Genomic DNA, 12338 nt, shown 5'->3' on the forward strand with positions numbered 1-12338 from the left:
CCGTGAAGATGCGGGGTTCCTGCGGTTAGACGGAAAGACCCCGTGCACCTTTACTATAGCTTTACACTGGCATTCGTCTTCGCATGTGTAGGATAGGTGGTAGACTTTGAAGCGCGGGCGCCAGCCTGCGTGGAGTCACCCTTGAAATACCACCCTTGTGGATATGGATGTCTAACCGCGGCCGTCATCCGGGTCCGGGACAGTGTATGGTGGGTAGTTTGACTGGGGCGGTCGCCTCCTAAAGAGTAACGGAGGCGCGCGATGGTGGGCTCAGACCGGTCGGAAATCGGTCGTCGAGTGCAATGGCATAAGCCTGCCTGACTGCGAGACAGACAAGTCGAGCAGAGACGAAAGTCGGTCATAGTGATCCGGTGGTCCCGCGTGGAAGGGCCATCGCTCAACGGATAAAAGGTACGCCGGGGATAACAGGCTGATGACCCCCAAGAGTCCATATCGACGGGGTTGTTTGGCACCTCGATGTCGACTCATCGCATCCTGGGGCTGGAGCAGGTCCCAAGGGTATGGCTGTTCGCCATTTAAAGCGGTACGTGAGTTGGGTTCAGAACGTCGTGAGACAGTTCGGTCCCTATCTGCCGTGGGTGTAGGAATATTGAGAGGATCTGTCCCTAGTACGAGAGGACCGGGATGGACGTATCTCTGGTGGACCTGTTGTGGCGCCAGCCGCATAGCAGGGTAGCTATATACGGAACGGATAACCGCTGAAGGCATCTAAGCGGGAAACCGGCCTCAAAACGAGTATTCCCTATCAGAGCCGTGGAAGACCACCACGTCGATAGGCCGGGTGTGGAAGCGCAGCAATGTGTGAAGCTTACCGGTACTAATAGCTCGATCGGCTTGATCATTCTCATTACTTGTGCCCATCGCCGAAGGCGATGGTCGGTTTGTCCTCACGGATGAGCGCGGCTTCGCCGCCATCCTCCGGACGGGGCGGCGCATCGGCGCCGACGGCCAGTCGGCCTTGCGGGCTTCGCCCGGAAGGCCAGGGCTGCGCAAACCAGGCGGAAAAGACGAGGAACACGGACAAAGCGGCCGGGGCAGGGGCATTCCCTACTCCCCATTCGCTACTCCCTGCTCCCTCACCCCAGCTTCTCGAAAACTTTAGTGTGCGCTTTGTCGACCTGGTGGTCATGGCGGGGCGGCTGCACCCGTTCCCATTCCGAACACGGCCGTGAAACGCCCCAGCGCTGATGGTACTTCGTCTCAAGACGCGGGAGAGTAGGTCGCTGCCAGGTCTACAAATCGCACACCAAAAGCTTCTCACTTCACGATCACGCCGCACAAGCGGCCAAAAAGGCCGCCGCAAGCGGCCTTTCGTCATTCGCAAGACAGCCGATACCCGGCGATCGCAACCACGCGAACGCCACCCGCCCCGGACGCCGCCCCTCGAAGGAACGCACCGGCGCAGGCACCAGAAAAAGTCCGGGCTGTCCCCGGCCGGCAAAACGCCGATATCCTTGACGCGGGGTGGAGCAGCCCGGTAGCTCGTCAGGCTCATAACCTGAAGGTCGTAGGTTCAAATCCTACCCCCGCAACCAAATCAACGCCGCCAATCAAACAAGATTGGCGGCGTTTCGATTCAAAGGGTGGCGGGGCCGAGGCGTGGACACGGCGGGGCAACGGGCAAAGTGGCGGTTGGGGACGACGTCGCTGAGCCGCCGGGCCCAAGGGCATACACTCAGTCAGCTGTCACTTACCGAATCTTTATGGCGATCAGTCGTACCTCGTAAGCGACTTCGGACGCCGGCCGACTCTCGAATCATATTCTGATCCCTTCCCGCGCAATATGTTTTTGGTCGTACAAATGGATGGGCGAGTTTCATCTTGATGCCCGCGCAAGCGGCATGCCTGCTCCACTTTTGGCGAAACATAACCCGCGTAGCCACGAATGCAGCATCATTCACCCGGTTGACTCCGCCCCGGGCTTCGCCTTTACTTCTCTGGTCCAACAAATAGAGATTTCGGCAGGGTCCGTGGGCGTGGCGAGAGCATGAGCGGGAAGGCGGGCGAGGTCGCGGAGGGCGGATCGGCGGTGGATGCCGTGGTGCGCGAGATCCGCAGGTTCATCGCCGAGTCCGGGCTCACCGTGGGCGACAATCTTCCGACCGAGCGCGAGCTCTGTATCCGCTACAGCGCGAGCCGCAACACCGTGCGCGAGGCGATGCGTATCCTGAAGGCTTATGGAATGGTCGACGTTCGCCCGAAGGTCGGCGCGACCATCACCGACAACCGCATGGCGCGGGCCTTCGAGCTTTTGTCCTTCAACACCATGGAAGTATCGCGCAAGACCTTCTCCGACGTGCAGGGGTTCCGCGACCTTTTGGAGGTCGGCTCGGCCGATCAGCTGCTGGAGCGCGTCGCCCACCGCGATATCGAGGAGCTCTATGCCATCAACGGTAGGCTCGCGGACATCCACGATCTGCAGCAGGCCTCCGAGGTGGACTTTTCCTTCCACGTGCGCCTGATCGCGATCCTCGACAACGCGGCCATGCTCGACGTCTACAACGTGATGAAGCCGGTGATCATGCGCATCATGCAGAAGGGCAAGACGCGGCGCACCTTCATGACCGAGACATATTCCGAGCATCAGGGGGTGATCGATGCGCTCGCGGCGAAGGATCGTCTCTCGTTCCAGTACAGGCTGCGCAGCCACCTGATGACCGGCTTCAGGAACTTCAGCGAGGAGATGGCGGGAGCGGCCTGAAGCCGTGGTGGAGGAAACGCGCCCGCGAGGGCGCAGGGGCAGGTGCGCCGGCCCCGCGGAAAGGTCCGCGAACGGTGCCGCCAAGGGAGGAAGTGAAAAATGAAAGCATTGTTGAGTTCAGCCGCCGCGGTCGTCGTCCTGGCGCTCGGCACCCAGTTCGCGCTGGCCGGTCCGCAGATGGTGTCCGGTCCAGGTGTCGAACCGGAATGTTTCGCGCCGTGGTCTGCCGACACCAAGTTCATGCAGTGGGAAGCAAAGCCCGGCCCGTACCGCATCGCGGTGGTCAACGGGTTCGTCGGCAACACCTGGCGAATCCAGATGATCAAGACGGCGAAGGCCTACGCCGAGGACCCGGCCGTCAAGGACAAGATCGAGGAATTCAAGGTCGTGTCGACCGGCACCGACGCGCCGGCCCAGCTCGGCGCCATCGAGGACTTCATCAACCAAGGCTATGACGCCATCGTCACCATCGCCGTCGCACCCGACGGCTTCGACCGGGTGATCCGCCTGGCCGACAAGAACGACGTGGTCATTGTGCCGTTCGACAACGTCCTCGACACGGACAAGGTGATGCAGGTCAACGAGGACCAGCTCGAGATGGGCCGCAAATGGGGCCAGTTCGCCGTCGACGAGCTCAAGGCCAAGGGCATCACGTCGGGCAAGATCCTCGAGGTGCGCGGCCTGCCAGGCAACTCGGTCGACCGTGACCGCTCCGTCGGCATCCACGAGGTGTTCGACGCCAATGGCGGCCCCTGGGACATCGTCACGGTCGTCGGCAACTGGGACGACGGCACCACCCAGAAGGTCGTGGCCGACGCGATCTCGGTGCATGGCGAGTTCGCGGCCGTGGTGGGGCAGGGCGGCTCCAACGGCGTCGTCCAGGCGCTCATGGACGCCAAGCATCCCTGGGTCCCGATCGCCGGCGAATCCGAGAACGGCTTCCGCAAGGCCATCGCCATGCACTCCGACGAGGGCCTGAAGGGCATCTCGATCGGCCAGTCGCCGGGTCTCGTCGCGATCGCCATGAAGGCCGCCATCTCCGCGCTCGAGGGCAATGTCATGCCGCAGCTGATCTCGGTTCCGCTGCCGGTCGCCACCTACAAGGACCTGAAAGACGGCGAGAACTTCTGGTCCGACCTTCCAGACAACTTCTTCACCGTGAATGAATTCCCGCCCTGCGGCGTGAACATCTCCGGTCCGGCCATCATGGCCAAGGACGAGAGCGACGTGAAGTAGCGTCGGTCCTTTCATCGGCCCCGGGGGATCGCCTCCGGGGCCAGCCTTTCGCGTCGCCATTTTCCCAGAATTCTATACCCTGTCGCCGACGGGAGGAGATCCGTTGACCGAACCGATCGTCGAGTATCGCGGAATCTCGAAGTATTTCGCCGGCATCCGCGCTCTCGAGAACGTCGACTTCGCGTGCCGGCCGGGCACGATCCACGCGATCCTGGGCGAGAACGGCGCGGGAAAATCGACCCTGATCAAGATCATGTCCGGCGTGCTCGCGCCCGACGCCGGCGATATGCTGCTCGAAGGCCGGCCGGTCTCCTTCACGTCCCCTGACGAGGCCACCCGTAGCGGCATCGTGTGCATGTTCCAGGAACTGTCGCTGGTGCCGGACCTGACGGTCGCCGACAACATCTGCATTTCCGATCCGCCGCGCCGCTTCGGGCTGATCGACCGTCGCGCTCAGGTGCGCCGGGCGGAAGAACTCCTGGCGCGCGTGCGCTGCGAGGACGTCGACCCCCGCGCACTCGTCCGCGAACTCTCTTTGTCGCGCCGCCAGATGGTGGAGATCGCCAAGGCGCTCGGGCGCGATCCGAAGGTGCTGATCCTCGACGAGGCGACCTCGGCGCTGACCTCGCGCGACGTCCAGACTGTCTACGATCTTCTCGCCGACCTCAAGCAGCGCGGCGTGGCGAGCCTCTTCATCTCGCACCGCATGCACGAGGTCGAGGCGCTCTGCGACACGCTGTCGGTGTTCCGCAACGGCCAGCACATCGAGACCTTCGCCAAGGGCGCCCATTCCGACGCCGAGATCGTGCGGCTGATGATCGGCCGCGACGTCGAGGCGCAGTTTCCGCCCAAACCCGCGCCGAAGGCGGCCGACCCGATCCTGACGGTGAAGGACCTGCGCTGGGAGAACCGCCTCAACGGCGTCGAAATCTCCATCGGGCGCGGCGAGATCGTCGGGCTCGGCGGGCTGGACGGCCAGGGCCAGAAGGAACTGCTCTTGGCGCTGTTCGGGGTGTTGCGCGGCGTGTCAGGCTCAGTCGAGATTGCGGGCAAGCGGGGCATTCCCGGTTCGCCGGACGCGGCCAGCAGCGGCGCCACGCGCATCGCGCTGGTGCCCGAGGATCGCAAGACCGAAGGGCTGATGCTCGGCATGCCGATCGCCGACAACCTGCTCGCCGCCTCCTTCGGCCGCGTCTCGCGCGGCCCGTTCATCGATCCGTCCAGAGCAGCGACGGCGGTGCGAGACGGGTTGGCGAAGCTGCAGGTCAAGATCGGCGCGCCGACGGACGCGGTCATGACGCTGTCGGGCGGCAACCAGCAGAAGGTCGTCATCGCCAAGTGGCTGATGATCGACCCCGACATCGTGCTCCTCAACGATCCCACCCGCGGCATCGACGTCGGCACCAAGCAGGAGATCTACCGGCTGATGCGGTCGCTGGCCGACGAGGGCAAGGCGATCCTGTTCTATTCGTCCGACTATGCCGAGCTGATCGGCTGCTCGGACCGCGTCTACGTTCTCTATGACGGCCGCGTGGTCAGCGAGCTCGAAGGCGACGCCATCACCGAGGAGGGCATCGTCGCCGCCTCCCTCAACCTCGACGTCGAGGCAGCATGACGTCCGTCCCCGTCGTGCGCTGGCTGCGGCAGAACCGGGGTTTCGCCGGCGCGCTCTTCCTGCTCGCGGCGATCTACCTTGTCTACAACATCATGCATCCGCGCGGCTTCTCCTCCGCGGTCTTCGTGCAGAACTCGAACGAGGCGGTGGCGCTGGCCTTCGTCGCCATGGCGCAGACTGTGCCGGTGCTGCTCGGCGGCCTCGATCTCTCCGTCGGCGCGGTGATGACGCTGACGAGTTGCATCGCGTCTGAACTGGTCAGCGGATCGCCGGGACAGATCCTGCTCGGCATGGTGCTAACGCTTCTCTCCGGCACGGCGTTCGGCCTGATGAACGGCCTGATCGTCGTCTACGGGCGCATCCAGCCGATCATCGCGACGCTCGCCACCGGCGCCATCGCCATCGGACTGGCGTTATGGGTCCGTCCCAAGCCGGGCGGCGACGTCGATGGCGATCTGAACTGGGCTCTGACCAACACGGTGTGGGACTTCGCCGACACCTACGGCTTCGACACGAATTCGCCCTGGCTCGCGCCTTTCGCCGACCTGCCGGTGCCGATCCTGATCCTGCTCGGCGTTGCGATCCTGGTCTGGGTGCCGTTTCGCCGCTCCGTCACTGGCCGCACGGTCTATGCCGTCGGGTCCGCGGAAGGGGCGGCCTACATGTCGGGCCTGCCCATCGCGCGCGCCAAGATCGCAGCCTTCACACTGGGCGGGTTCTTCGCCGCCTGCGGTGGGCTCTATCTCGCCATCCAGACCTCGTCGGGCAATGCCGACGTGCAGCAGGCCGGCGCCTATACGCTGAACTCCATCGCGGCCGTCGTGCTCGGCGGCACCTCGCTGCTCGGCGGCGCGGGCGGCGCCATCGGCAGCCTGGTCGGGGCGCTCATCCTTCGGGTCATCTCGTTCTATTTCCGCATCCTGTCTATCGATCCGCTGCTCCAGCCGTTGATCGAGGGACTGGTCCTGCTCGTCGCCGTGTCGTTCGGGGCCATCCGCACGCTCAGGGTGCGCAACAAGCTCGATCTCTTCCGCTGAGGTATCGCCATGTTCGCCAGGCTCTCACCCGAAGACAGACCGATCGCCATCGCGGCGCTGTTTATCGTCGCGATCCTGCTCGCCGGCACGGCCTATACGGTGTCCACCAGCGGCACCGTCCCGCTGCTGTCGCCGGGCTATCTCCTGCAGCAACTGCAGACCGGCGCCTTTCTCGGCATCTGCGCGGCGGGCATGATGATGGTCATCCTGCTCGGCCACATCGACCTGTCGATCCCCTGGACGCTCGCCGCGGCCGGCATGACCGCCACCGCGATCGGCGGCGACCTCGCTTTGCCGACGGCGCTCGCGGTGGGGCTGGCGGTCGGGCTGGTCAACGGCTTCGGCGTCGCCTACCTGCGCATTCCGTCCATGATCTTCACGCTCGGCGTCGACACCGTGCTGCGCGGGCTGATGGTGGCGCAGACCGGCGGTTTCGCCCCGCAGGACCGCGCCACGCCGCTGATGCTCTTCCTGGCCAAGGACAGGATCCTCGGCATCCCGGTCGCGATCTTCGTCTGGGCGGCGGTTTCGGTGGCCATCTCGGTCATCCTCACCCGCACCGCCTTCGGACGCTCGATCTATGCGACGGGATCGCGCGAGGCGGCGGCCTATCTCTCCGGCATCCGGACCCGGCGCGTCATCATCGGCGCCTTCGTCACGTCCAGCCTTTGCGCGGCACTCGCCGGTTTCCTGCTCACGGGCTATTCGGCCAAGGCGTATCAGGGCATGGGCAATGCCTTCCTGCTGCCGGCGATCGCGGCGGTGGTGCTCGGCGGTACGCACATCCTGGGCGGGCGCGGGCGCTATGCCGGCACGCTGGTCGGCGTCATCCTGATCGTGCTCCTGAACTCAGTGCTCTCGATCATGCAGATGCCGGAGGCCGGGCGGCAGATCATCTACGGCGCGGTAATCATCGGCATGCTGCTCGTCTACGGCCGCAACACCCGCGTCACGTCCTGAGGGAGCAAGCACCCGTGCCCGCGCATCACTACGACATCCGCGACGAGCGTTTCGCCCGCATGATCCACGTGAACGCCGCGCCTGAGATCCTCTGGTCCGGCGGGCGGTGGACGGAGGGGCCGGTCTACTTTCCCGCCGGCCGCTACCTAATCTGGTCCGACATTCCCAACGACCGGATCATGCGCTGGGACGAGATGAACGGCGCGGTGGCTACCTTCGAGCAGCCCTGCCGCAACCAGAACGGCCACACGCTCGACCGCCAGGGCCGGCTGATCGCCTGCGAGCACCGCGGGCGCTGCGTCAGTCGCTATGAGTTCGACGGGTCCCGCACCATGCTCGCCGAGCGCTTCGACGGCAGGCGCCTGAATTCGCCCAACGACGTGGTGGTGAAATCGGACGGCTCGATCTGGTTCACGGACCCCTCCTACGGCATCGACGGCGACTACGAGGGAGACGCCTCGGAGATGGAGCAGGACGGACGCCACGTCTACCGGATCGACTTGGACGGAAGCCTGTCGCGGGTCGTGGAGGACATGAAGCAGCCGAACGGCCTCGCCTTCTCGCCCGACGAGACCTTTCTCTACGTCGCCGACACTGGCAGGACGCATTTCCCCGACTGTTCGCCCGACATCCGCCGCTACCTGGTCGCCGAAGACGGAAAGTCGCTCGGCGCGGGCGAACCGTTCGTCACCTGCGATGCTGGGCTTTTTGACGGCCTCCGGCTCGATACGGCCGGGAACCTCTGGTGCTCGGCGGCGGACGGCGTGCACTGCTTCGCGTCCGACGGGACGCTGCTCGGCAAGATCCCGCTCGACGAAGTCGTGTCGAACCTGTGCTTCGGCGGACCCAAGCGCAACCGGCTGTTCATCACCGCCACCACGTCCCTGCGCTCGATCTACGTCAACGTGCGCGGTGCCGGCTGAGGGCGCAGCCCGCCGACCGTCGCTGCAAGAAATTTCACGGCATAGAAATTCGTGCAATCCTGTTGACAGGCACGTCCTGCGCTGGTTGTATTCCCGGCGTTGCGAGAAACATCGCAGCCTGAAAACTCTTGCAAACACCTCGCGATGCCATCAGCATCGGGCGTGAGGGCGGGAGACCAAGCGGAGGAGAGAATGACGAGATTTTCATTGGCCCGGCCCCTGGCCGCGGCAACGATCACGGCTGTCCTGGCGACTTCGGGAACAGCCTTCGCGCAGAGCAAGTTCCAGTGCGAGCCGGGCGAGACCTACGTCATGAACGTCATGGTTTCCGCGCATCCATACTGGGTTCCCGTCTACCAGGGATTCAAGCAGGCGGCGGAAGCCATGGGCTGCGAGACCGTCTTCTCGGGCACGCCCGACTACGACATCGCCAAGCAGATCGCCTCGTTCGAGCAGGACCTGATCAAGAATCCGGCCGGCGTCCTGCTTCACCCGATGCAGTCCGATCCCTTCATCGATCCGATCGACCGCGCGGTCGACGGCGGTGTGGCGATCGTGACCTTCGCGGCGGACTCCCCGAAGTCCAAGCGGATGGCCTACATCATCTCCGACAACGTCGCCGAGGCGAAGTTCGCGGCCGAGGAGATCGTCAAGCAGGTCGGCGACAGCGCCGAATACGCCGTGCTCGAAAACCCTGGCCAGAGCAACCACGACCTGCGCGTGACGGCGCTGATCGCCTACATGGAAGACAACTATCCCAACATGAAGCTGGTCGGCCGCCAGGCCTCCAATCAGGATTCCAACGCGGCCTATCGCGCCACGGCGTCAATGCTGCAGGCGAATCCGAACCTGAAGGCGATGTGGATCCCCGAGGCCGGCTCGGCCGAAGGCGCGGTCGCGGCCGTGCTGGAAGCCAAGGCGGACGTGCTCATCCTGCACGCCGACGTGACACCGACGACGTTGGAGCACATCAAGGCGGGCAACATCCACATGTCGCTCAATCCGAACCAGGGCATTCAGGGTTTCGTCGGCTTCGTGGCGACCTTCATGGCCGCGCATTCGGACATGTTCGACCCGTTCAACGACTACAAGACCTCCGGCTACAACCCGATGCAGATCCCCTTCATCGACAACGGCTTCGCGGTCATCACCAAGGAGAACGCCGACTCCTTCGACCTGAACAAGTACATGGAAGGACGCGATCCGAGCTGACCGCCCCGGATCGTGAGAAAACCCCCGCGCCGGCCACGGTCGGCGCGGGACCCCGAAAAATCATTCATCCACTGGATTGATCGCATGCCGGCAGGCGCGGACGACGACCTGATCCTTCAGATACGCGACCTGACCAAGTCGTTCGGACCGATCCGCGCCCTTCGCGGCTTGGGTTTCGAGCTGCGGCGCGGGGAGATCCACGGGCTCGCGGGAGAAAACGGCGCGGGCAAGTCGACGCTGATGAACATCATCGACGGCATCCTTCGGCCCGACAGCGGCGAAATCCGGCTCGACGGCGTTCCCGTCGACATCACCTCTCCGGCGATGGCCCAGAAGCTCGGCATCGGACTGGTGCACCAGGAGATCGCGCTCTGTCCCGACGTCTCGGTCGCTGAGAACATCTTCATGGGCGTCACCAGCACGAGCCGCGCGATGCTGATGGACTACCGGGCGATCGAGAGGCGCGCCGGCGAGATCCTGCACCGACTGGGCGACATCGATCCGGCGGCCATGGTACGCACGCTCTCGATCTCCCAGCAGCAACTGGTCGAGATCGCCAAGGCGCTGACCCTCGACTGCCGCGTCCTGATCCTCGACGAGCCGACCGCCGCGCTGACCGAGCGCGAGGCGCAGGTGCTCTTCGACATCATGCGCCGGCTCGCGTCGCAGGGCATCTCCATCATCTACATCTCGCACCGCATGGTGGAGATCTTCGACAATTGCGATCGCGTCACCGTGCTGCGCGACGGCCAGTACATCGCCACGATGAACGTGGCCGATGTCAGCCCCCGCGATGTCGTCAGCGCCATGGTGGGGCGCGTGATAGACGAACTCTATCCCCCGAAGCAGGCGGCCGAGGAGAAGTCGGGCGAGATCATCCTCGACGTCCGCGGCCTAAGCGAGAAGAGGCGCTTCCGTGACGTCTCGTTCCATCTGCGCAAGGGCGAGATCCTCGGCCTGGCGGGCCTAATCGGCGCCGGGCGGAGCGAAATCGTCAAGGGCATCTGCTGCCTCGAAGGCGAGGTGTCCGGCGAGGTGCGGCTGAACGGCCGGACGCTGAGGCTCGGCCACTATGCCGACAGCATCCGCGAGGGCATGGTCTATCTGTCGGAGGACCGCAAGGGCGACGGGTTGTTCCTCGACCTGTCGATCGCCGCCAATGTCTCGGCGCTCGCCGTCGAGCAGGTCGCGACCGGCGCCGGCATTATCGACGACCGCTCGGAGACGGCGCAAGCCGAGAAACTAGGCTCGCGCCTCGGCCTCAGATGCGGCCATGTCGGCCAGCCCGTGTCGGCGCTCTCGGGCGGCAACCAGCAGAAGGTGGCGATCGCCAAGATGCTGTCGGTCGATCCCAGGGTCATCTTCCTCGACGAGCCGACACGCGGCGTCGACGTAGGCGCCAAGGCCGAGATTCACCGGATCCTGCGGGAACTGGCGCGCGGCGGCGTCGGCATCGTCATCATCTCGTCGGAACTGCCCGAACTGATCGGCGTGTGCGACCGCGTGCTGGTGGTGCGCGAAGGGCGGATCTCGGGAGAGGTGGCGGGCGATGAGATGACGGAGGATCGCATCATGTACCTCGCCTCGATCGGCGAAGACCGCAAGATGGCGTCGTGAGGGCGGAGGAGACGATGGCGATCGCGGAGACGCGACGGGGGACGCAAGGGGACACGACGAGGCCGACGGGCCTGATCCGGCGCCTGTTCAGGATGCGCGAGACGGGCCTGATCCTGATCATCCTCGCCCGGTTCGTCGTGATGTCCTTCGCCTCGCCCTACTTCCTGACCTGGAACAACATGCGCGCCATGGCGATGGCCTTCGCGGTCGAGGGCATCGTCGTGGTCGGCATGACGATCCTCCTGATCTCCGGCGGGATCGACCTGTCGGTCGGCTCGGTCACGGCGCTGGCCATGGTCATCGCCGGGCTCCTGTTCCTCGCCGGCGTCGATCCGTGGGTCGCCTCGGCCATGGCGATCGCGGCGTGCACCGCGATCGGCGCCATCATGGGCTTCTTCGTCACCCGTGTCGGCCTGCATCACTTCATCGTCTCGTTGGCGGTGATGGTGATCGCGCGGGGACTTTGCCTTCTCGGCACCGGCGGGAGACCGCTCGGCCTCTACACCTTGCCGCCCGAGTTCAAGTTCCTCGGGCAGGGCTCGCTCGGTGTGGTGCCGGTGGTGATCGTCATCTTCGTGGTGGTGGTCGTCGCCTTCGATTTCCTGCTCCGGCGCACCACCGTGTTCCGCAAGGTGTTCTACACCGGCAGCAACGAGAAGGCGGCGGCCTACTCCGGCATCCGCACCAAGAAGGTGATGTTCCCGACGACGACGCTGTGCTCGGCGCTTTGCGGCGTCGCGGGTGTCATCTATATGGCCCGCTTTGGTTCGGCCCAGCCGACCTTCGGCGTCGGCATGGAGCTGAACGTCATCGCCGCGGCCGTCATCGGCGGTGCGAGCCTGTCGGGCGGGTCCGGCTCCATCGCGGGCGCCATCCTGGGAACGATCCTGCTCTCGGTGGTGTCGAGCTCTCTCGCGCTTCTCGACGTCTCGGTCTACTGGCAGGACATCATCCGCGGCTCCATCCTGCTCGCCGCGGTGACCATCGACCACTACCTCAACAAGCGGCGCGGCTGA

The 12338-nt window shown here is 64.8% G+C and carries 9 protein-coding genes, 1 tRNA gene and 2 rRNA genes (1 of these 12 only partly in view); all 12 read left to right on the forward strand.

What is annotated here, in order from left to right:
- Positions 1–863: ribosomal RNA gene (locus BSQ44_RS07845) — 23S ribosomal RNA — on the forward strand (it extends 2045 nt beyond the left edge of the window).
- Positions 864–1138: 275 nt separating this feature from the next.
- Positions 1139–1253, forward strand: a 5S ribosomal RNA gene (gene rrf, locus BSQ44_RS07850).
- A gap of 226 nt (positions 1254–1479) precedes the next feature.
- A tRNA-Met gene (locus BSQ44_RS07855) sits at positions 1480–1556 on the forward strand.
- A 452-nt stretch (positions 1557–2008) separates the two neighbouring features.
- Entirely contained in the window at positions 2009–2722 is a 714-nt protein-coding gene (locus BSQ44_RS07860; RefSeq protein WP_072602793.1) for a FadR/GntR family transcriptional regulator, read from the forward strand.
- A 99-nt stretch (positions 2723–2821) separates the two neighbouring features.
- Positions 2822–3958 carry a sugar ABC transporter substrate-binding protein gene (locus tag BSQ44_RS07865; protein ID WP_072602795.1) on the forward strand — a complete coding sequence of 379 codons (1137 nt, stop codon included), beginning with the start codon at positions 2822–2824 and terminating at the stop codon, positions 3956–3958.
- Positions 3959–4061: 103 nt separating this feature from the next.
- Positions 4062–5573: a sugar ABC transporter ATP-binding protein gene (locus tag BSQ44_RS07870; RefSeq protein WP_072602798.1), complete on the forward strand. Its 1512-nt coding sequence runs from the start codon at positions 4062–4064 to the stop codon at positions 5571–5573.
- Positions 5570–6610, forward strand: a complete 1041-nt coding sequence (locus BSQ44_RS07875) for an ABC transporter permease (protein ID WP_072602800.1) — start codon at positions 5570–5572, stop codon at positions 6608–6610. Before BSQ44_RS07870 ends, BSQ44_RS07875 begins: the two co-directional genes overlap by 4 nt.
- Before the next feature lie 9 nt (positions 6611–6619).
- A complete protein-coding gene (locus tag BSQ44_RS07880) occupies positions 6620–7570 on the forward strand; it encodes an ABC transporter permease (protein WP_072602803.1) in 951 nt (316 codons plus the stop codon).
- Positions 7571–7629: 59 nt separating this feature from the next.
- Positions 7630–8493, forward strand: a complete 864-nt coding sequence (locus tag BSQ44_RS07885; protein WP_072607927.1) for an SMP-30/gluconolactonase/LRE family protein — start codon at positions 7630–7632, stop codon at positions 8491–8493.
- A 192-nt stretch (positions 8494–8685) separates the two neighbouring features.
- Positions 8686–9705: a substrate-binding domain-containing protein gene (locus BSQ44_RS07890; RefSeq protein WP_072602805.1), complete on the forward strand. Its 1020-nt coding sequence runs from the start codon at positions 8686–8688 to the stop codon at positions 9703–9705.
- An 84-nt stretch (positions 9706–9789) separates the two neighbouring features.
- Positions 9790–11322, forward strand: a complete 1533-nt coding sequence (locus tag BSQ44_RS07895) for a sugar ABC transporter ATP-binding protein (RefSeq protein WP_072602807.1) — start codon at positions 9790–9792, stop codon at positions 11320–11322.
- A gap of 14 nt (positions 11323–11336) precedes the next feature.
- Positions 11337–12338 carry an ABC transporter permease gene (locus tag BSQ44_RS07900; RefSeq protein ID WP_114579934.1) on the forward strand — a complete coding sequence of 334 codons (1002 nt, stop codon included), beginning with the start codon at positions 11337–11339 and terminating at the stop codon, positions 12336–12338.

The organism is Aquibium oceanicum (genome assembly GCF_001889605.1).
GTDB classification, from domain to species: Bacteria; Pseudomonadota; Alphaproteobacteria; order Rhizobiales; family Rhizobiaceae; genus Aquibium; species Aquibium oceanicum.